The following is a 20,470-nucleotide window of genomic DNA, read 5'->3' on the forward strand; positions in this document are numbered from 1 at the left end:
TGGGTCTGGGCTGGGTGACCCGTGCGTGGGGACCACCCCCTGTTGGGTCGGGGGAATGGTGTGGTGTTAGTGGGTCTTCGCGGGGGGGGGGGGGGGGGGCCCCCCGGGGGGGCGGTGGGGGGCCCCCGCCCCCGTCACGGACTCAGGTGCCGGAAGCTCTGCCCTCCCGGCAGGGCAGCGGCCGGAGCGCTCAGGCGGACGAGGTCACTTCGGAGCCGCCCGACGCCTCCACCGCACCGGCCGACACCTCTTTCGGGTCGCCCGACGTCTCTACCGGGGCGCCGCCTCCGTACGGGCGGGTGATGATCTCCATCGCGTGGCCCGCCGGGTCGAAGAAGTAGACCCCGCGTCCGCCGTCGTTGTGGTTGATCTCGCCCGGCTGCTTCCCGTGCGGGTCGGCGTAGTAGGTGAGGCCGGCCTGCTGGATCTTGGCGAAGGCGCTGTCGAACTCGGCTTCTCCGATGAGGAACGCGTAGTGCTGCATGACGATCGACTCCGCCGGGACCGTGGCGAAGTCCAACGTGACGCCGTTCGCGGTGTCCACCGGAAGGAACGGGCCCCATTCCGTACCGATTTCGAGCCCGAGGATGTCCGCCAGGAAGGTGGCGGACTCCCGGTTGTCCCGGGAGTGAATGATGATGTGGTTCAACTGCACTGACACTGTGGAATGCCTCCGTAAGGCAAACTCACGGGCACCTCCATGCCTCACCCGGTCGGTGACCGACACGCGATGCCGTCGCCGCCGATGGTAAGCGGCGTCCCGGGTTTCGTCGAGTGACCTTTCGGAGCGCCCTGTACCGTCCTGGACCGTTCGCTGCCGTTCGCTGCCGAAGCTGTGCCTAACGGTCCGATCGCCGCCGCTCGGAGGCTTTCCGGCTCATCTGCCGGGGCGTTTGACCGCCTGGCCGACGATGACGGTCTCGACACCGGCGATGCCCAGGCCCGTCAGGTCTTCGGTGATCAGCCGGTACAGGGCGGCCAGGTCCGGCACCCAGACGGCGGCGTGCAGGTTCGCGGCGCCGCTGGTGGCGAACGCACCGTGGACGGCGGGGTGCCGGGCCAGAGTGCGGCCCACGGCGTCCAGGTGATCCGGGGGCACCTGCATCATCACATTGGCGTCGATGAACAGGCCCAGGCGCCTGGGGTCCACGGCCACTTGCGTGCTGAGCCGGCCGTCGGCCATCAGGCGGGCGAGGCGGCGCCGGACGGTGGAGGCGGGGTGCCCGGTCCGGACGGCGATCGCCGCCGCCGGAGTGCGGGCGTCGTCGCTCAAGGCGGCCAGGATGTCGGCATCGACGGGATCGAGCCCGGTTCCGGGTTCGGAAACGGCTGGCGGTACGGATGCGGAGGGGGTGCGCACCGGGGTCAGGGCGGCGCGTTCCGCGGCGGTCAGGACGTCGTGGCGCCAGTCGGACGCCTCGGAGAACACGTGCAGCACGGTGGCCACGGACACGGACGCCACCGCCGGTGTGGCCGGCAACTGCCGGAACACCAGGTGGTCACGGGATCCCGGTTCGGTGAACGAGACCGCGGAGATCTCGTCGCCCGAGGCGGACAGGTCGATGAAGGGGATGTCCGGGCGGGCGGCCAGGGCGGCGGTGAGGGCGTCCAGCTTGCCCTTGAGCACCTTGATGCGCAGCAGCAGCGCACCGACCGAGTCGGGGCGCACGGGCTGGGCGATCACCTTGACCGTGCCGTCGCCGATCAGCGCCTGCCAGCGGCGGTGCACGGTACGGGGGTTCTCCCCCAGCACCTCGGCGGCCCGCTCCGCGCTCAGCCGCCCGTCGCACTGCAACGCGGCGATCAGGCGCTGGTCACGGAGTCCGAGGACGGGAGACGGGATGGATGAGGAGACAGCCGAGGGAGCGGATGAGGGGGCTGGTGACGGAGTGGGCGAGGGGGCGGGTGTGGGGGTAGGTGAGGGTGCGGGGGCGGCTGAAGAGGTGGGGCTGTTTGCGGGAGTGCTCGTTTTGCGGGGCATGAGTGACAGTTTCGCTCAATGTTTTCGTACGCAGGGTCTGTTTATGGCCCTCGTAGCGCAGGATCGACGGCATCAACCGCTCCCGGCGTCGGACGAGGACCGCTGTCCTTGGCGTCGGGGAAGGGTCTGCCGTTCCCGTGGAGAAGCTCATGACGTATGCATCCCTGCTCGCCCCGATGGCTGCTGCCGCCCACGAAGTCGGTGCGCTCCTGCTCGCCACCCCGCGCCGCGCCACCACGCCCACCGACACCATGGAGGAACTGGCCGCCGCCTACCTGGCCTTGGAAGCCCCGGCCGTTGCCGTCGTGCGCCGGCATTTGGACGCACTGCTGCCCGGTGTTCCCTGGGCCGAGGAACTGCACGACGACCGGAGCCCAGGCGCCACTCCGGACGCCGCCCCGGCTCCCGGGCTGCCTGCGGACGGGGACGTGTGGATGGTGGACGTGATCGACGGCGCGGTGCAGTTCATGCAGGATCTGCCGTACTTCTGTGTCAGCCTCGCGTTGGTGCGGGCCGGTGAGCCGGTGGCCGCGGCGCTGCACGCGCCGCTGCTCGGCGAGACGTATCTCGCCGCGGCCGGGCACGGCGCCACCCGCAACGGCGAGACGATCACCCCGTCGGCCCGGACCCGGCTGGAAGCGGCCCTCGTGGGGACCAGTCACCCGCCCTTCGCCGCGGGGCAGCCCTCGGCCGTGGCGGCAGCCGGCCGGTCGCTCGCCGCGGTGCTGCCCGCCGTGGGAGCCGTACGGAACCTGGGCCCCACCTCGTGGCAGATCGCCGACACGGCGGCGGGGCGGTTGGACGCCTTCTGGGAGTACGGCCGGGACGACGCCAATCTGCTGCCCGGCGCCCTGGTGGCCCGCGAGGCGGGAGCCGTCGTCTCCGACACGGCGGGGCGGCCGTGGCAGGCCGGAGCACCCGGTTTCCTCGTCGCGCCCCGTGGGCTGCACGGCCCCCTGCTGGAGCTGCTGAACCCGTCCCTCACCCTGAGCCCTGCCTGACCCGCCGGCCTGCCCGCCCCGCCGGTCCGTCCTGCCCGCCCCTCGGTCGGTCCGGTCTACGCCGCCGACCGGTCCGGTCTGCACCGGCGGTCCCGTCTGCACCGTCTCGGCCGTGACCTCGGCCGGCCGTCGTCGCGGCAGGGGCCGTGCTCAGTCGGCCGGGCGGGGCATGAACGCCATGCCGACCGAGGCGGGTGCGGTCTCGGTGAAGCCGAACTGGGCGTAGAGGTGGCGGGCGTCGCCGTCGGCGATCAGGGAGACGTAGGCGCCCGCCGGTGCGCGGCGCTCCAGTTCGGCGGTGAGGGCGGCCATGATGCGTTTGCCCAAGCCGTGACCCTGGTGCTGCGGCAGCACACAGATGTCGACGATCTGGAAGAAGCAGCCGCCGTCGCCGATGATCCGGCCCATGCCGACGGGGCCTGCGCCGTTCGTCGCACCGCCGTCCGCGGACTCCGGTGACGCGTGCACGGTGACGCCGTACCAGGTGTTCGGGAGGCCGATCGCCGCGCCCTCGGCCGACTTGTCGCCGAGGCCGGTCGACCGGCGCAGTTGCCGGTACGTGTCGGCAGTCGGGACGCCGGGCCTGACCTCGTAGCCGTCATGGTCGTCGTGGTTGTCAAAGCCGTCTATGCCGTCGGGCCGGACGTCGTGCGGGGTGACATCACCGTTCGCCTGATTCATGCCTGGCAGGTTAGCGGTCGCCCCTGGTACGGAGCGGGAGGCCCGCGGCCGGGGGAACAACCTGAAGAAGTGGGGCGGCAGTTGCGCGGATGCCATGATCAGTACATGAACGATCCGGGGGGCGCCGCAGCCGTGGCGGGCGGAGCCGCGGACGCTCCGGGCGGCTTCGCCTTACACCGACCGCCACCAGCGGGACCACGATCGCGTTAGAAGACGCGCCGGCCTCGCGACGGCGCTGGCCCGGGCGTGCGGGCTGCGTACGGGCGGAGGGCGGCTTTCCCATCCGTCGCCACAGCACCATTGCCTCGCCGCAGCACCATTGCACTGATCGCTGCCTGCTGGTTAGCTCTTGAGGGCTCCCGGCCGTCCGGTTTGGGGGCCCGAGGGCGGGCGCGAACGGTTCTGCGGAACCTTGGACCGGTTCTTCGAGGGGGTGGCCGGTGATGCGCGACGCAACCGGCGGGGACACGGGCTCGGCAGACTTACGGCACGACGGCGGCGCACCACAGCCCGGCGGACCACCCCGGCAACAGCCCGGCGGACCGCTCCGACATCAGCCCGGCGGATCGCCCCGCCGCCAACTCCTGCGCGCCGGGGCCGCGCTGGCGGCCGGCGCCGCCGGGGGGACTCTCCTCGGTGCCTGCGGTTCCTCGGCGGCCAGGAGCGTGGGCGCCGACGGCCGGATCGTCGTCGAGTTGTGGCACGGCCAGGCCGACACCGGCCGCAAGGCCGTCCAGGCGCTCGTGGACGACTTCAACCGCAGGCAGTCGCGCATCCGCGTCGACGCCGGAGGCGGCGGGGTCGTGGCCGACGCCATGCTCCAGAAGGTGACGGCGGCACTGGCCGCGGGATCGTACCCGGACATCGCGTACATCTTCGGGGCCGACCTCGCCCGGGTGGCCCGCAGCCCCCGCGTCGTCGATCTCACCGACACGCTGCGCGGCACCGCGTACTGGCCGCAGTTCTGGAGTTCGGTCCGCGACGCCGTCGCGCTCAACGGGCGGGTGCGGGCGGCGCCCGCCGTGCTGGACTCCCTGTGCTACGTCTACAACAGGAAGCTGTTCCGGCAGGCCGGGGTGCCCTACCCCAAGGCGGGCTGGACCTGGGACGAGTTCGTCCGTACGGCACGCCTGCTGACCGACCCGCGCCGCGGCACGTTCGGTACGAGCTGGCCCGGTACCGGCGACGAGGACACCGTGTGGCGGCTGTGGCCGCTGGTGTGGGACCTCGGCGGCGAGGTCATCGCCCAGGACGGGCACAGCATCGGCTTCAAGGACGTCGGGGAGCGGGCGCTGAGCACCCTGGCGCGGCTCGCCGCCGACAAGAGCGTCTACGTCGACCCCAAGCCGGGCAGCGAGCAGATGCACCAGGTCTTCATCGGCGGACGGATGGGGATGATGGCCACCGGCCCGTGGGAACTGCCGGACATCGTCGAGGGCAAGGTCGACTACGACGTGGTGCCGCCGCCGACGTACAGCGGCCGGCCCTGCACGATCGCCGGCCCGGACACCTGGACCGTCTTCGACAACGGACCGGAACGGTCGCGGGCGGCGGTCGAGTTCCTGCGCTGGCTGGGCGATCCGGCGCAGGACGTGCGGTGGGCGCTGGGCGGCGGCAGCCTGCCGCTGAGCAAGGCGACGGCCGCGCGCCCGGAATGGCGGCGGCACTCGGCGCGGACCACCGGGCTGCCGGTGTTCACCGCCGCGCTCGACACCGCGCGGGTCCGGCCGGTCCACCCGGCGTACCCGCAGATCTCGCAGGCTGTCGGTGAGGCGATCGTGGCCGTACTGCTGGGCCGCAGCTCGCCCGCCGAGGCGCTGCGGACCTGCGCCGAAAAGGCCGACGCGGCCCTGCTGATCCCGCGATGACACCGGACGACGCCCGGGAGGCGGCGGCCGGACACGGCCGGACGGAAGAGGGGGCCATGCCACCGAGTCCGCACGCGGACGACCGCACGGGACCGGAGCACACGGAAACGGGGCGCGCAGGACCGGACCGTACGGAACCGGAGCGCACGGAAAATCGACGTACAGGACCAGAGCGTACGAGACCGGGGCGCACGGGACCGGACCGTAAGGGAACAGGGCGCACAGAATCCGGCCGTACGGAATCGGAGCGTACGGGAGCAGGGAGCACGGGACCGGAGCGCACGGGAACAGGACGTCCAGCCCGCCGCACCACACCCCGCCCTCCCCGCACCCCCCGCCCCCTCACCTTGAACCCCCACCACGAGCCCCCCGGCCGCCACCGCCCCGGAAACCGGCACCCGTCCGCCCTCACCCCCCGCCGCCCCCGCACCCTCGCCGGCCGTGTCCGCCGGGAGAACGCCACCGCCTGGGCCTTCGTCGGCCCGTCCGTCCTGATCATCCTCGGGCTGAGCATCGTCCCCGTCGTCTGGTCGCTGTTGCTCTCCTTCCGGGCGGACGACCTGGTCACGCCGGGGCGCTGGGTGGGCCTGGACAACTACCACGCGCTGGTGCGGGACCCGGGCTTCCGTACGGCGGTGGAGAACACCCTCGTCTACGCGGGTCTGTACGTGCCGCTGAGCCTGCTCGGCGGGCTGGTGCTCGCGCTGGCGCTCAACCGCCGCATCCGGCTGATCGGCCTCTACCGGACGTTGATCTTCATCCCGTTCGTGATCTCGGCCGCGGCGCAGGGCGTGCTGTTCTTCTTCATCCTCGACCCGCAGTTCGGGGTGGCCAACTCCCTGCTGCACCACCTGGGCGTGTCCCCACAGGGCTTCCTCTCCGACCCCGGGCAGGCGCTCTACCTGCTGGTGCTCATCTCGCTGTGGAGCGGGGTCGGCTTCTGTGTCGTCGTCTACCTGGCCGCGCTCCAGGACGTGCCGCCGGAACTGATCGAGTCGGCGCGGCTGGACGGCGCGGGCCGGCTGCGGGTGCTGTGGCACATCAAGCTGCCCTCGCTGACGCCGGTGACCGTCTTCCTGCTGCTGTGGCAACTGATCACCGCCCTCCAGGTGTTCGACCTGATCTACGTCACCACGAAGGGCGGCCCGCTCGGGTCGACCACCGTCATCGTCTACTTCGTATGGGAGCAGGCGTTCCAGATGTTCACCGCCGGATACGGGGCCGCCGCCGCATACGTCCTCGCGGTCGCGCTGCTCGTCGTGGGCACCGCCCTGCGCCTGTACCGGCGGCGCCGGCCGGGTGCCGCGCCGGACGGAGCGGTCCGTTGAGCGCGCCCGCGGCCGTGCCGCCCGGTGACGCGCACCCGCACAGGACCGCCGGCCCGAGCGGGACCGCCACGCCGCGACGCCCGGCCCGGCGCGGGCGTCTGCCCTTCAGCGCCTGGCACCTGGTGCTCGCCCCGCTGTCGCTGGGCTTCGCGCTGCCGCTGGTGTGGCTGGCGCTCAGTTCGGTGATGACCAACGCGGAGATCAATCGCTTCCCGCCCTCGTTGTGGCCGTCCGGCATCGATCTCGGCGGGTACGACTACGTGCTGGGCAACGCGATGTTCCCGCGGTGGTTCGCCAACTCCTCGATCGTCGCGGTCACCGCGGTCCTCTCCAACCTGGTGCTCGGCTCGCTGGGCGGCTACGCCTTCGCCCGGATGCGGTTCACCGGGTCGCGGCTGCTGCTGGGGCTGATGCTGGCGACCATGGTCATCCCGTTCCAGCTCACCATGATCCCGACGTTCCTGGTGATGAAGAACCTGGGACTGATCGACACGCTGGGGGCGCTGATCGTGCCGTCCCTGGTCACGCCGTTCGCGGTCTTCCTCTTCCGGCAGTTCTTCCTGGCGCTGCCCAGGGAGCTGGAGGAGGCGGCCTGGATCGACGGGTGCTCGCGGCTGCGGGTGCTGTACTCCGTCGTGCTGCCGCTGGCCCGCCCCGCGCTGGCCACCGTCGCCGTACTGACCTTCCTGACCACCTGGAACGACCTGACCTGGCCACTCATCGCGATCAACCACGACACCCAGTACACGCTCCAGTTGGGGCTGACGACCTTCCAGGGACAGCACCACAACCGGTGGTCGGCGATCATGGCGGGCAATGTGATCACGGTGCTGCCGGTGCTGGTGGCGTTCCTCTTCGCGCAGAAGACCTTCATCCAGTCGCTGACGTCGAGCGGGTTGAAGGGGTAGCCGCGTCGCCCGACCGTGACGAGCCCTCACCCGATCCCTCGCCCGGCCCTCACCCGTACCGATCTCGCCCGGCCCCCACCCGTCCCGATCTCCTCATCGAGCCCCCGTCCCTGTCCCCGCCCCCGCCCCGGAGGTACCCGTGCCCCGCTCCTTCGACCTCCTGGTGATCGGCGACGCCAACCCCGACGTGGTGGTCGGTCCCGTCCCCCGCACCCTGGAGTACGGGCAGCGCGAGCAACTCGTCGCCTCGGGACGCCTGCTGATGGGTGGTTCGGCCGCGATCACGGCCTGCGGAGCGGCGCGGCTGGGGCTGCGCGTGGCGTTCGCCGGGCGGGTCGGTGACGACGCCGCGGGCGCCTTCGTCCGTACGGCACTGGCCGAGCGCGGCGTCGACGTCACGGCGCTGGTCACCGACCCGGAACGGCCCACCCCGCTCACCACCGTCCTCGCCCGGGGCGACGACCGCGCCATCCTCACCGCTCCCGGCTGCCTGGCGGCCACCGGGGCGCGGGACGTGCCGGACCGGCTGCTGGCCGACTGCCGGCACGTGCACGCCGGATCGTTCTTCCTGATGCCGCGCCTGGCCCGGTCGCTCGGCGACATCTTCGCGCGGGCCCGCGGACACGGCGCCGCCACCTCGCTCGACACCAACGACGACCCCGCGCAGCGCTGGGACCCGGAACTCCTCGGCCCCGTACTGAAGTCCACCGACGTCCTGCTGCCGAACGCTGCGGAGGCGCGGGCGCTGGCCGCGGCACTGGCTCCCGGGCCGCCCGAAGGCGACGGACCCGAAACCGGCCCGGCCGCCGCTGCCGCCGCCCTCGCCCGCCTCGGTCCGCTGGTCGTCGTCAAGGACGGCGCGGCCGGCGCGCTCACCCACGACGGCGCCACGCTGACCCGTACGGCCGCCGTCCCCACCGACCCGGTGGACAGCGTCGGCGCCGGGGACAGCTTCGACGCCGGTTTCGTCGCCGCGGTCCTGCACGGCATGGACCTGCCCACGGCGCTCTCCTTCGCCGCGGCCTGCGGCGCCCTGTCCACCCGCGCCCACGGCGGTACGGCGGCCCAGCCCACCTGGGACGAGGCCCGTGCCGCCGCCCTCACCACCCGACCAGGGAGCCACACATGACCAGCACCGCCCCGACCGGCGAGACCGGACCGACCGGCCGCACCGGCCACACCGGCCGCACCGACCGCGGCACCATAAAGATCGCCTTCATCGGCGCCGGCAGCGTCGTGTTCACCCAGGGCCTCCTCGCCGACCTGTTCGCCTTCCCCGAACTGCGGCGCGCGCACGTCGCCCTGCACGACATCGACCAGGAACGCCTCGCCACCGCCGAGGGCGCGGCCCGCCACATCGCCGCCACCCGCGGCGCCGAGCCGGTCGTCACCGCCCACCTCGACCGCCGGGCGGCACTCGACGGCGCGGACTTCGTCATCAACACCGTCCAGGTCGGCATGGACGAGGCCACCCGTCTGGACTTCCGCATCCCCGCCCGCCACGGGGTGCGCCAGACCATCGGCGACACCCTCGGCGTCGGCGGCATCTTCCGCGCGCTGCGGACCTTCCCGCTGCTGCGCGCCCTCGCCGACGACATCGCCGAACTCTGCCCGGACGCGTGGCTGCTGAACTACACCAACCCGATGGCGATGAACGTGATGTACCTGGCGCAGGCCACGCCGCTGCGCCGCGTCGTCGGCCTGTGCCACTCGGTGTACTGGACCGTGCACGACCTCGCGGAGCTGCTGGGTGTCCCGTACGAGGAGGTCTCCTACCTGGCCGCGGGCGTCAACCACCAGGCGTGGGTGCTGCGTCTGGAACGGAACGGGGAGAACCTGTACCCGCTGCTCGACGACGTGATCGCCAAGGACCCGCAACTGCTGCGCCGGGTACGCGTGGACATGTACCGCAGGCTCGGCCACTACCCGACCGAGACCAGCGAGCACTCCTCCGAGTACGTGCCCTGGTACCTCCACCACGACAGCGAGGTGGAGCGGCTGCGGCTGCCGATCGGCACGTACCTGGACATCATCAAGGAGAACGCCGCGGAGTACGAGCGGACCCGGGACGCGCTCGCCGTCGGATCACCGCTGCCGGTGGAGGGCACGATGGAGTACGCTCCGCAGATCATCCACAGCATCGTCTCCGGCACCCCACGCACGGTCTACGGCAACGTCCCCAACCACGGCCTGATCGACAACCTGCCCGGCGCCGCCGTGGTGGAGGTGCCGTGCCTGGTGGACTCGCTGGGCGTCCAGCCCACCCGGGTCGGCGCCCTGCCCCCGCAGTGCGCGGCCCTGAACCGGGCCTACGTCAGCGCCAACGAGCTGGTCGTACGGGCCGCGGTGGACGGCGACCCGCGCCACATCCGGCACGCGGCGATGGCCGACCCGGCCACCGCGGCCGCGCTGCCCGTCGAGCGCATCTGGGACCTGTGCGACGACCTCGTGCGCGCGCACGCCGACCTGCTCCAGCCGGAGCTGCGGGAGGTGCTGGGGCACTGAGCCGGGGCCCGGCGCCGCTACTGAAGGCCGAGCGCCATCCACTTGCCCGGCTCGGACAGCGGCTCGAAGCCCACCCGCGCGTAGACGTCGTGGGCGTCGCCCGTCGCCAGCAGGATGCGGCGCAGGCCGTACGGTGCCAGGTGATCGCGGATGTGGGTGACGAGGGCGGTGCCGAGGCCCTTGCCGCGGGCGGCGGGGGCGATGTAGACGTCGCAGAGCCAGGCGAAGGTGGTGCGGTCGGTGACGACACGGGCGTAGCCGACCTGCCGTCCCCGGCCGGAACCGCCGTCCGCCGCCCCGTTCTCGTAGAGGCCGAAGTTGAGCGACCCCGCCACCGCGCGGTCCTGGCGCTCGCGGGGGCGGCCGAGCGCCCAGTACGCGTCGGTGGAGAGCCAGTGGTGGATCAGGGCCAGGTCCAGCCGGTCGGCGTCGGTGGAGACCTCGTAACCGGCCGGAATGCCGTCGGACACGGCCGCGGGGGCGCGCTCGCCCGGAGCGCCGGGGATGCTGTCGTTCATGGACGGAGGCTCGCAGAGGAGCCGTCCGGAGTCGAACGTATTACCCGTCGCCCTGCGCTCGGCCCCTCCCGTGCCCCGTAGGCTCACCCGCCCCTCGGCACTTCCTCGTACGCCGCCCGCAACCGCCTCGCCCCTTCCGCCAGTTCGGCCGTACCGGCCGCCGAGGCGAACGTCAGGCGCAGGTGCGGGGCCGGGGGCTCGGCGGCGAAGTACGGGCGGCCGGGCGCGACCGCGACGCCCGCGCGCAGTGCAGCGCCGGCGAGCGCCGCCTCGTCCGTACCGTCGGGCAGGCGCAGCCAGAAGTGGTAGCCGCCGGGCGGCACGACCTGCACCCCCGGTCCTGCCCCGGACGGCTCCGTACCGCCGAAATGCCGGTGGAGCGCGGTGGCCAGCGCGTCCCGCCGCACCGCCAACTGCCCGGAGATGACGCGCAGATGGCGGCTCCAGGCCGGGGATCCCACCAGTTCCAGGGCCGCCTCCTGGAGCGGCCTGGGCACGAAGAAGCTGTCCACGACCTGGATGGCCCGCAGCCGGTCGAGGACCGGCCCGTGCGCGGCGAGCGCGCCCACCCGCAGGCTCGGCGAGGTGGCCTTGGTCAGCGAGCAGACGTGGACGACCGTGCCGTCCGGGTCGTCGGCGATCAGCGTGGGCGGCAGCGGCGGCGCGTCCTCGTGGACGAGGCGGCGCGCGAAGTCGTCCTCGACCACGAACGCGCCGGCCGCGCGGGCGATCCGCAGCACCTCGGTCCGCCGCCCGGCGGCCAGTACCGTCCCGGTCGGGTTCTGGAACAGCGGCTGGCAGACGAAGAGCCGGGCCCCGCTGGCGCGGAACGCCTCGGCCAGCAGGTCGGTCCGTACCCCGTCCGCGTCCATCGGTACGGGGACGGGCCGCAGCCCGGACGCGCGGGCGGCGGCCAGCATGCCCGGGTACGTCGGCGACTCGACGAGCACCGGCGCGCCGGGCGGGGCGAGCGCGCGCAGCGCCGCGGTCAGCGCGCTCTGCCCGCCCGCCGTCACCAGTACGTCCGAGTCGGCGAGCGTGCCGCCGGGGCCGCCGATCTCGCGCGCGAACCAGGCCCGCAGTTCGGTGACGCCTTCCATGGGCGGCCGGCCCCAGGCTCCGGGGCGGCGCCCGGCCCGGGCGAGCGCGGCGGCGAGCGCGCGTTCCGGCTGGAGGCCGGGGTGCAGATAGCCGCCGTTCAGCTCGATGACGCCGGGTGCGGGCGCGGCCAGGGTGGCCAGCACGCCGGAGGCGTCCACGCCGCGTGGCGCGTGGTCGTCGGCGGCCTCCGCGCTCAGCGCGATCTCCTGCCAGGAGGTGTCCACCGGGCGGGCCTGCGGCCGGGCCTCGGCGCGGAAGGCGCCGGCGCCGGGGCGGGTGGTCACCAGCCCTTCGGCCGCCAGCTCGGCCAGGGCGCGGGAGACCGTCACCGGGCTGACCCGGTGCCGTTCCACCAGGGCGCGGCTCGATGGCAGCTTCTCACCCGGAGAGTAGCGGTTGAGGCCGTTCCGGAGAATGGCGGCCAGTTCAGCGACGCTGCTACGCTCGTGCATGAGAGATCACGATAGCGCTACTCCGAGCAGCACGATAGCGGTCAACGCTCCGGGCACCGGGCCCGCCGCAGCCGTCCACCCGGCCGCCGCCCAGGCCGTCGGCCCGACCGCCGGACCCACCGCCCCGGCCGGCACGGCCCCGCGCCCGGCCCCCGTGGTGCACGCCTGCGCGCCCCGCGTCGCCGCCCGCGGCACCCTGCTCGCCGCCCTCGGTGTCGCCGCCTTCTCCCTCACCTTCCCGGCCACCGCGTGGGCCCTGGAGGGCATGGGCGCCTGGACGGTGGTGACCCTGCGCAGCGTGCTCGCCGCCGCCGTCGCCGGGTGCTGCCTGGTCGTCCTCCGCGTCCGGTTGCCCGAGCGCCGCCACTGGGCGGGCCTGGCCGTCGTGGCGGCCGGTGTCGTCCTCGGCTTTCCGCTGCTGACGACCCTCGCGCTGGAGACCTCCACCACCTCGCACGCCGCGGTCGTCGTCGGCCTGCTGCCGCTGACCACCGCCGCGTTCTCGGCCGTACGGACCGGCGCCCGCCCGTCGCGCACCTTCTGGGCCGCGGCGCTGGCCGGCGCGGTCGTCGTCATCGGCTTCGCCGTCCAGCAGAGCGGCGGCGCGCCGAGCACCGGCGACCTCCACCTCTTCGCGGCGCTCCTGGTGTGCGCGGCGGGCTACACCGAGGGCGGCCGGCTCGCCCGCCATCTGCCCGGCTGGCAGGTGATCGGCTGGGCCCTGCTGCTGGCCCTGCCGGTCACCGTGCCCGGCGCCGCTCTGGCGCTGCTCGCCGAACCGCCGCACCTGACGGCGCACGCGGTGGCCGGCCTGCTGTGGCTGGCCCTCGGCTCGCAGTTCCTCGGCCTGGTGGTCTGGTACCGCGGCATGGCGGCCATCGGCGTGTCCAAGGCCAGTCAGCTCCAGCTCGCCCAGCCGCTGCTGACGCTGGTCTGGTCGGTGCTGCTGCTCGGCGAGCAGCTACCGCTGGCCGCTCCGGTCGCCGCCGTCGCCGTCCTCCTGTGCATCGCCGTCACCCAGCGCTCGGCCGCCTGAGCGGCCGGGGGCGGCAAAAGTCCGTACCGGACCCGCGCGGGTGGCGCGTTCCGCGGGTGCATCGGCGGAGCCCGGCCGTAGACTGACGGCCACGCAACAGTCACCCTCCGACCGACTGACGAGGAGGCCGTAGCCGATGAGAGCGAGTGTGGGAGACCGGCTGCTGGTGCACGGCAGGATCGTGGGGCAGCACGACCGGACCGCCGAGATCATCGAAGTCCTGGGGGTGGACGGCACCCCGCCGTACCGGGTGCGGTTCGAGGACGGCCACGAGACGCTGATGTCGCCCGGCCCGGACACCGTCGTACGGCACTTCCCGACGGCCGACGCCCAGGAGTAGGGCCCGGCCGCCGTCTCACGACGCGGGGCGCGGGGGCCGCACCGGCCCGTGGTAATGGTCGGCGACGACCCGCGCCATCGCGCCGGTGCGGTCCTCGGCCACCTCTTTCGCGGAGAAGAAGATGTGGCCGCGCACCTGCGGGTGGCCGCGGGCCAGGGTGAGGTGGCGGGAGAGCTCGGCGGGGTCCTGCCAGGCGGGCGGCTGGCCCGGCGCGCCCGCCTTGTACAGCGCCTCGCCGACGCACAGCTGGACGCGGGTGCCGGTGACCGTCTCCGACCACCAGGGCAGGAGCTTGGCGTAGTCGGCGGCGGGGAAGCCGATGTTCCAGTACACCTGCGGCACGATGTAGTCGATCCACTCCTCGCGTACCCACTTGCGGGTGTCGGCGTAGAGGTCGTCGTAGGTCTGCACGCCGGCGCGGGTGTCCGAACCGGCCGGGTCGGTGGCCTGGTTGCGCCATATGGCGAAGGGGCTGATACCGAAGCGTACGGGCCGGTGGTGCGTACGGCGCGGCCTGCGCCACCGGCCACCGCCCCGGCCGGGCCACCGGCCGCCGCCCGGCGACCGCGCGGCCCGCACCCGCTCCGCGGTCTCACGCACCAGCAGGTCGATGTTGTCGCGCCGCCAGTCCGCCCGGGTCGCGAAGTCCCCGCCGTACTCCTCGTACGCGGCGTCGTCGTCGAAGGTCTGGCCCGCCACCGGGTAGGGGTAGAAGTAATCGTCGAAGTGGACGCCGTCGATGTCGTAGCGCTCCACCGCGTCCAGGATCGCGTCCTGCACGAAGGCGCGGACCTCGGGCAGACCCGGGTTGTAGTACAGCTTGCCGCCGTACGGCACGGCCCAGTCCGGACGCAGCCGCGCCGGGTGGGTGGGCACCAGCCGCGACGGGTCGGTGTGGTTGGCGATGCGGTACGGGTTGAACCAGGCGTGCAGTTCCAGGCCGCGCCGGTGGGCCTCGCGGACGGCGAAGCCGAGCGGGTCCCAGCCGGGGTCACGGCCCTGGACGCCGGTCAGGTACTCCGACCAGGGCTCGTACGGGGACGGCCACAGCGCGTCCGCCGTCGGCCGCACCTGGAAGACCACCGTGTTGAGGCGGCGTGCCACCGCCGCGTCCAGATATGCGCGCAGTTCGGCCTGCTGCGAGGCGGCGGGCAGGCCCGCCCTGGAGGGCCAGTCCCGGTTGGCGACCGTGGCCAGCCACATGCCGCGGAACTCCGGCCGGCCACCGTGCGCACCACGGCCGCGGGCCGCCGCGCTCCCCGGCGCCGGTGCCGCGGCGGCCGCAGAGAGAGCCGCGACCGCGAACGCTCTTCGTGTGATCCGTCTCATGCCACGCCCCCAAAGTGTCCGGAACGTCCGTCTCAGGACAACAGAATGCCCGCCCCTGCCCCCGCCGCACAGCATTCCGCGGAGTAACGTCGGGGCCGAGGCGGACGCCGGGGTCCCTGCCGCAGGTACGGCCGGTCCCGCGCGCCCCGCCGGACCCCGAGATCAGCGAAAGGCACGATGTGACCGACATCGAACGCGTCGGAGTGGTGGGCTGCGGCCAGATGGGCGCCGGTATCGCCGAGGTGTGCGCCCGCTCCGGCCTGGACGTGATGGTCGCTGAGACCACCGGCGAGGCGCTGGAGCTGGGCCGTACGCGGCTGACCAACTCCCTCGGCAAGGCAGCCGAGCGCGGCAAGATCACCACCGCGGAGCGCGACGCGACGCTCGACCGGCTCAGCTTCACCACCGACCTCGGTGAGTTCGCCGACCGCGACCTCGTCATCGAGGCGGTCGTGGAGAACGAGCAGGTCAAGACGGAGATCTTCCAGGTCCTCGACCAGGTCGTCACCCGCCCGGACGCGATCTTGGCCTCCAACACCTCCTCCATCCCGCTGGTGAAGCTGGCCGTCGCCACCTCCCGCCCCGACCAGGTCATCGGCATCCACTTCTTCAACCCGGCACCGGTGCAGAAGCTGGTCGAGCTGATCCCCGCGCTCACCACCGGCGAGGAGACGATCAAGCGGTCGGAGGCGCTGGTCCACGACGTGCTGGGCAAGCACGCGATCCGCGCCCAGGACCGGTCCGGCTTCGTCGTCAACGCGCTGCTGATCCCGTACCTGCTCTCGGCGATCCGGATGTTCGAGTCCGGCATCGCCAGCCGCGAGGACATCGACAACGGCATGGAGATGGGCTGCGCCCACCCGATGGGCCCGCTCAAGCTCTCCGACCTGATCGGCCTGGACACGGTCGCCTCGGTCGCCACCTCGATGTACGAGGAGTACAAGGAAGCCCTCTACGCCGCTCCCCCGCTGCTGGCACGCATGGTCGACGCGGGCCGCCTCGGCCGCAAGACCGGGTCGGGGTTCTACTCGTACTGATCCCGTACTGACCCCGTACGCAGCTCGTGGGCGACGCGTACGCGGCTCGTGATCTCGTGCGCCACGGCGCACCCCGCACGCAGGAGTAAGGGCGGGACCGGTGCCCCGGTCCCGCCCTTTTTCCGCGTCGCCGGTGCGAAGCCCGCGACCGTCCTTGCCGCCCGCCGTCCCAGACCCCCTGAGTGGCGCCCCCCGTCGTGGTCCGCCCGCCGCTCGGGGGAAAGACGGCGGGCGGACAACCGGCCGATGGGCGCCCGTCCACCGGCAGCGGCCCCCGTTGAAACCAGCGTCGGCCTTTCGGGCCGTGACCGGGAGCGTGTGAAGGCGGCCTCTTCGGGTGCGGGGTTCGCACCCCGTGTGAAGCGGGCACTCCCCCGGCGGCCGTCACGACGGGTGACTTCACACGGGGTGTGCGCGGCAGACCCGCATATTCGTCCCGCACACGTTCCCCCGTACGTGCCGAGGCAGTTGACTGGTGCGCGTATGGACAACGAAGTCCCGCCCGAGAGAGGAAAGAGGAGCGGACCGTGACCGCCCACCCCGAACCCGACCTGGTTGCCACCGACATGGCGGAGTTGAGACGCTGCCTCGATGTGCGGACGGCACGTGTCGACGGCCAACTGGCGCTGCTCGCGCAGCGCTCCGAACAGAACGAGCGTGACGCGGGCGACATACAGGCCCGCGTCACGCGGTTGGAGCACGGCCGCTGGCCGCTGCCCTCCATCGCCGCACTCACGGGGCTCGCGGCGCTGGCGATCGCCGTATGGCAGGCGATGGGGCGCTGAGGCCGGCGGGCCGGCGGCGCACCTCGGGCGCCGCGGCCCGGGTCACCCCAGCCGGATGTGATGCAGCAGCAGCAGAGCGGCCGCCATGTTGGCGGCCGGCACCTCCCCTCGCGCGATCATGTCGGGTACCAGTTTCAGGGGGACCCATTCCCGTTTGTCGGACTCGAAGTCGTCCTCGGGATGGCCCACGTACGCGCCCCGGTCGGACCAGAAGATGTGGTGCCGGGCGTCCGTGAGGCCGTTGGACGGCTCCACGGAGAGGAGGTGTTCGAGGGGGCCGGGGCGCCACCCGGTCTCCTCCTCCATCTCCCGGGCGGCCGCGGCGGCGATGTCCTCGCCGTCCTCGACCACGCCTGCGGCGAGTTCCCATCCCCAGGTGTCGGTGATGAAGCGGTGCCGCCACAGCAGCAGCACCTCGTTGGCCTCGTTGACCACTGTGGCCACGGCGACGGGCCGCAACCGGATCAGGAAGTGATCCAGGTGACGGCCGTCGGGGAGTTCGACATCGGCGAGGTTGACCCGGAACCAGCGGTTCTCGTACACGGTCTGCTCACTGAGATTCTTCCATCGCACGTATGTGCCACCTTCCGCCGTTGAGCAGGCAAGGTGACACGGGCCGGCCTCACAGTGGAACGCGCAGCGCCTCGTCGATCAGATCGGCAGCTCGGTCGGTGGCGGAACCTCCGGTTTCGGCCAGGTGCTCGCGCACCGCCCGCAGCCGGTCCCGTAACCGCTGCGACTCCATTCCCCGCGCCTGTTCGGTCATCTGCGCGGCGTTGGCCACAGCCTGGTCCGCGTCCCCTTGGCGCAGCTCGATATGGGTGAGCATGGCCAGCCGGTGGACCCGGCCCCGGTCGTGCGCGGGGGTGTCGACGGCGGCGTCCGCGTGGGCCCGGGCGGCCCGCAGGTCCCCCAGGCTCAGCAGCGCCTCCGCCACTTGGACGTTCACCAGGCCCGGCTGGACGTAATCCGTTTCGTCGGGTTCCTGACCAGGGCGTATGCGCTCGGCCGCCGCCTCCGCCCGCCGGATGCAGGAGAGCGCGCTCGCGCCGTCCCCCAGGCGCGCGTACGCCTTGGCCTGCATCGCGTAGAGGTCCGCCGCGAGTGCCGGGGTGATCTGCGGCCCCGCCGCCCGCAGGGCCGCCTCGGCGAAGGCGACCGCCTGACGGTACTCCCGTACGAACAGGGACTGGTTGACCAGCAGCGCGATGACGTACGCGCCGAGTCCCCGGTCCCCGCTCGCCTTGGCCAGCCGCAGCGCCTGATGGAAATAGCGCTGGGCCAGCCCGAGGGCATCCGAGTCGTACGCACAGATTCCCGCGACGGCCACCAGCCCGCCGGTGGCCCGGTGGAGCTGACGGCCCGTCGCATCGGTGTAGCTGCCCCGCAGCAGCGGCGCCGCCTCGGTGTTGAGGAATCCCACGATCCGCGTTCTCGTCGCGATACCACCCGCCTTCCGGTACATCTGCTCGTAGTGCGTACGCGCCGCGCGGAGCATTTCGATGTCCGCCATGGAGACCCTGGTCAGGCCGGTCCGGGACACGTCGGAGTCCTCGGGCGGGTTCTCCCACTCCCAGACGGGGATGACCGCCGAGGTACCGGTGAGGGCGGGGGCGGACAGCACATGGGGGCGCTGCTGCTCGTCGGAACGCCACAGCGCGGTGGCCCGTTCCACGAATCCGGAGAGCGGCGTGTCCGGGACGCGGCGCACGCCCGGCCGGCTCAGTCCGATGTCGTCGAGCCCTACGGCCCGGTGCAGCCGTTCGCTGAGGACCTCGCAGATGAGGTCGGGTACCTGGCCCCGCGGCCGCTGCCCCTTCAGCCACCGGGCCACGGCCGTGTGTTCGTAGCGCAGCGCGAGTCCGCGCTGCCGGCCGAGCTGGTTGACGTGCAGCGCCAGCCCGGCGTGCGATATGCCTGCCTCGTCGAGAATCGCGTCGAGCAGGCTGTTGGGCTCCATGGTGCCCTCCTGACGGGGTCGCCCCACCCCCCGGCCGGGCGACCGCTCGTAGACTTGTCGACTCAACAACCCTTGAGATCAGCCTAATGAGGTGGGCTTCACACGGGGTGTGAACCGATCGCGCCCTGCTTCACTCCGCCCGGCCCGCCCGGACGCGCCCGCGTGCCAGGGCCGCCGGGTCCGCCCCTGCGGGTACCCGCAGGCGGTCGTTGCACAGCACCAGCAGCGCCACGTCGTCCGAGAGCCGCCCGCCGCAATGGCGCAGCAGCGCGGCCCGTACGCCTTCCACGACCGCGGAGGCGCGGCAGTCCCTGACCGACCGGACGCTCTCGTCGAGCGCCCGCGACAGCGGGAAGAACGTGCCGTCGGCGTCCCGCGCGTCCGTCGCCCCGTCGGTGTGCAGGAAGATCGCCTGACCGGGCAGCAGCGGCGGGCAGTCGATCACCGGCAGTTCGGCGGGCAGCGGGAAGAGGCCGAGCGGCGGCATCGGCTCGCCGGGCGCGTCGGGCAGCGCACCGCTGCGGCTGAGGCGGTACGGCCAGGGGTGCCCGCAGTTGAGGGTCCGTACGGCGCCGTCCCGGGCGATCTCCACCAGCAGCAGCGTCACGAACTCCTCGGACAGCGGGTTCTCCGGCTCCCCGCCCCCGGCCGACGGGTGCTCCGTACGGGCCCGCTCCCGCAGATGCCGGTGCAGCGCCCGCTCCAGTCGGCGGAGCACCCGGCCCAGCTCCGGCTCGTCGTGGACCGCCTCCCGGAAACTGCCGAGCACCGCGGCGACCGTGCCCATGGCGCCGAGGCCGTGGCCGCGCACGTCGCCGATGACGACCCGTACGCCGTGCCGGGTCGCCACGACGTCGTACAGGTCGCCGCCGACCGTCGCCGCCTCGTCCGCCGCCAGGTGGTCGGCGGCGACCACGATGCCGTCGACCCGTGCGGGCGGCGGGGGCAGCAGCACCCGCTGCGCCGCGGTGGCCACCTCCTTCGTACGCTCCAGCTCCCGCAGCAGGCGCAGGCGCCGGCCCGCCGTCAGATAGCTGGCGGCGACGACCACGAGGACGGCGCAGCACGTGCCGACGCGGGTGAGGGGGTGCGCCCCGGAGGACACCGTCCCGAGGGGCGACAGCGCGAGCAGGGCGCACAGGCCGCCGAGCACGACGCACTGGCGTCGGCCGGTGCCGGCGCAGGCTATGGCGGGGGCCGCGGCGAGGAGTTGCAGGAACTGGCCTTCGGCGGGGGTGCACAGCTCCCAGACCACCACGCCGAGCACCCACAGACCGGGCAGCACGAGGACGAAGGCCCGCCGGGCCCGCGCGGCCCGCGGCCGCGCGGCGCTCCGCCGCGCCCAGGATCGGATCATGCCGATGCTTCCCCCCAGCAACCATCGAGGCGGTCGGCCCGGTCCCGCGGCAGACCCTCTGTCTGAGCAAGCCGCATCGTCCGCTGACGATTCTTGCGACCGCATGTGCTCAAACGGATACTTTGCGCTCTGATCTCACCCGATCGGATGAAGGTCGGCACAACGCACCGGGCCCGGCGACGAACCTCGCCGCGCCGGCTCTCCACCAGCCCCTCGTCCTGGAGCACCTTGAGCACCTCGCGCAGCGTCACCCGGCTGATGTGCAGCCGCTCCGCCAACTCCC

Annotated in this window: 19 protein-coding genes and 1 pseudogene; 10 read left to right on the forward strand and 10 right to left on the reverse strand. The window is 73.0% G+C overall.

Annotation, left to right across the window (positions count from 1 at the left end):
• Positions 1-190: 190 nt before the first annotated feature.
• Positions 191-661 (reverse strand): VOC family protein, encoded by a 471-nt coding sequence (locus AB0A97_RS31775; RefSeq protein ID WP_361156320.1) that lies wholly within the window; start codon positions 659-661, stop codon positions 191-193.
• A 216-nt stretch (positions 662-877) separates the two neighbouring features.
• A complete protein-coding gene (locus AB0A97_RS31780) occupies positions 878-1,795 on the reverse strand; it encodes an Lrp/AsnC family transcriptional regulator (RefSeq protein ID WP_361156323.1) in 918 nt (305 codons plus the stop codon).
• A 335-nt stretch (positions 1,796-2,130) separates the two neighbouring features.
• Here AB0A97_RS31780 and AB0A97_RS31785 point away from each other — a divergent pair, with 335 nt between their 5' ends.
• Positions 2,131-2,982: an inositol monophosphatase family protein gene (locus AB0A97_RS31785; protein ID WP_361156325.1), complete on the forward strand. Its 852-nt coding sequence runs from the start codon at positions 2,131-2,133 to the stop codon at positions 2,980-2,982.
• Between the two features lie 150 nt (positions 2,983-3,132).
• Here the strand turns inward: AB0A97_RS31785 and AB0A97_RS31790 are convergent, their stop codons facing one another.
• Complete coding sequence (locus AB0A97_RS31790) at positions 3,133-3,663, reverse strand: GNAT family N-acetyltransferase (RefSeq protein WP_361156328.1); 531 nt, start codon at positions 3,661-3,663, stop codon at positions 3,133-3,135.
• A 443-nt stretch (positions 3,664-4,106) separates the two neighbouring features.
• Between AB0A97_RS31790 and AB0A97_RS31795 the strand changes: the two genes are divergently transcribed.
• The 5 genes from AB0A97_RS31795 (at position 4,107) to AB0A97_RS31815 (ending at position 10,272) form a co-directional block, all read left to right on the forward strand.
• The gene (locus AB0A97_RS31795; protein WP_361156330.1) at positions 4,107-5,531 is read left to right on the forward strand and encodes an ABC transporter substrate-binding protein; all 1,425 of its coding nucleotides are present in this window, start codon (positions 4,107-4,109) and stop codon (positions 5,529-5,531) included.
• Between the two features lie 347 nt (positions 5,532-5,878).
• Positions 5,879-6,859 (forward strand): sugar ABC transporter permease, encoded by a 981-nt coding sequence (locus AB0A97_RS31800; protein WP_361156333.1) that lies wholly within the window; start codon positions 5,879-5,881, stop codon positions 6,857-6,859.
• Positions 6,860-6,957: 98 nt separating this feature from the next.
• Positions 6,958-7,767 carry a carbohydrate ABC transporter permease gene (locus tag AB0A97_RS31805; RefSeq protein WP_361156391.1) on the forward strand — a complete coding sequence of 270 codons (810 nt, stop codon included), beginning with the start codon at positions 6,958-6,960 and terminating at the stop codon, positions 7,765-7,767.
• 139 nt (positions 7,768-7,906) lie between these two features.
• The gene (locus AB0A97_RS31810) at positions 7,907-8,896 is read left to right on the forward strand and encodes a carbohydrate kinase family protein (RefSeq protein WP_361156336.1); all 990 of its coding nucleotides are present in this window, start codon (positions 7,907-7,909) and stop codon (positions 8,894-8,896) included.
• On the forward strand, positions 8,893-10,272 hold the full coding sequence (locus tag AB0A97_RS31815) for an alpha-glucosidase/alpha-galactosidase (protein WP_361156339.1): 1,380 nt from the start codon (positions 8,893-8,895) through the stop codon (positions 10,270-10,272). Before AB0A97_RS31810 ends, AB0A97_RS31815 begins: the two co-directional genes overlap by 4 nt.
• 17 nt (positions 10,273-10,289) lie before the next feature.
• Here the strand turns inward: AB0A97_RS31815 and AB0A97_RS31820 are convergent, their stop codons facing one another.
• Together AB0A97_RS31820 and AB0A97_RS31825 are read right to left on the reverse strand one after the other, a co-directional pair.
• Positions 10,290-10,790: a GNAT family N-acetyltransferase gene (locus tag AB0A97_RS31820; protein ID WP_361156343.1), complete on the reverse strand. Its 501-nt coding sequence runs from the start codon at positions 10,788-10,790 to the stop codon at positions 10,290-10,292.
• 83 nt (positions 10,791-10,873) lie between these two features.
• Entirely contained in the window at positions 10,874-12,343 is a 1,470-nt protein-coding gene (locus tag AB0A97_RS31825; RefSeq protein WP_361156346.1) for a PLP-dependent aminotransferase family protein, read from the reverse strand.
• On the opposite strand from AB0A97_RS31825, the gene AB0A97_RS31830 reads away from it, so the two are divergent.
• Together AB0A97_RS31830 and AB0A97_RS31835 are read left to right on the forward strand one after the other, a co-directional pair.
• Positions 12,342-13,379, forward strand: a complete 1,038-nt coding sequence (locus AB0A97_RS31830; protein WP_361156348.1) for a DMT family transporter — start codon at positions 12,342-12,344, stop codon at positions 13,377-13,379. The two genes, AB0A97_RS31825 and AB0A97_RS31830, sit on opposite strands and share 2 nt — an antisense overlap.
• A gap of 136 nt (positions 13,380-13,515) precedes the next feature.
• Positions 13,516-13,719, forward strand: a complete 204-nt coding sequence (locus AB0A97_RS31835) for a DUF1918 domain-containing protein (protein ID WP_361156351.1) — start codon at positions 13,516-13,518, stop codon at positions 13,717-13,719.
• Positions 13,720-13,734: 15 nt separating this feature from the next.
• Here AB0A97_RS31835 and AB0A97_RS31840 read toward each other — a convergent pair whose 3' ends face one another.
• On the reverse strand, positions 13,735-15,048 hold the full coding sequence (locus tag AB0A97_RS31840; protein ID WP_361156353.1) for a family 10 glycosylhydrolase: 1,314 nt from the start codon (positions 15,046-15,048) through the stop codon (positions 13,735-13,737).
• 179 nt (positions 15,049-15,227) lie between these two features.
• Here AB0A97_RS31840 and AB0A97_RS31845 point away from each other — a divergent pair, with 179 nt between their 5' ends.
• Together AB0A97_RS31845 and AB0A97_RS31850 are read left to right on the forward strand one after the other, a co-directional pair.
• Positions 15,228-16,085 carry a 3-hydroxybutyryl-CoA dehydrogenase gene (locus AB0A97_RS31845; RefSeq protein ID WP_361156355.1) on the forward strand — a complete coding sequence of 286 codons (858 nt, stop codon included), beginning with the start codon at positions 15,228-15,230 and terminating at the stop codon, positions 16,083-16,085.
• Between the two features lie 527 nt (positions 16,086-16,612).
• A complete protein-coding gene (locus tag AB0A97_RS31850; RefSeq protein WP_361156358.1) occupies positions 16,613-16,870 on the forward strand; it encodes a hypothetical protein in 258 nt (85 codons plus the stop codon).
• 42 nt (positions 16,871-16,912) lie between these two features.
• Here the strand turns inward: AB0A97_RS31850 and AB0A97_RS31855 are convergent, their stop codons facing one another.
• From AB0A97_RS31855 to AB0A97_RS31870, 4 genes and pseudogenes are all read right to left on the reverse strand, one after another.
• Positions 16,913-17,443 (reverse strand): NUDIX domain-containing protein, encoded by a 531-nt coding sequence (locus AB0A97_RS31855; RefSeq protein WP_361156361.1) that lies wholly within the window; start codon positions 17,441-17,443, stop codon positions 16,913-16,915.
• Positions 17,444-17,492: 49 nt separating this feature from the next.
• On the reverse strand, positions 17,493-18,830 hold the full coding sequence (locus AB0A97_RS31860; RefSeq protein ID WP_361156363.1) for a transcriptional regulator: 1,338 nt from the start codon (positions 18,828-18,830) through the stop codon (positions 17,493-17,495).
• 130 nt (positions 18,831-18,960) lie between these two features.
• Positions 18,961-20,187, reverse strand: coding sequence for a PP2C family protein-serine/threonine phosphatase (locus AB0A97_RS31865; RefSeq protein WP_361156366.1), 1,227 nt, complete (start codon positions 20,185-20,187; stop codon positions 18,961-18,963).
• Positions 20,188-20,375: 188 nt separating this feature from the next.
• Positions 20,376-20,470, reverse strand: a pseudogene (locus tag AB0A97_RS31870) (GntR family transcriptional regulator); the annotation flags it as partial.

The sequence above is a fragment of the Streptomyces sp. NPDC045470 genome, from assembly GCF_040646595.1.
Lineage (GTDB): Bacteria > Actinomycetota > Actinomycetes > Streptomycetales > Streptomycetaceae > Streptomyces.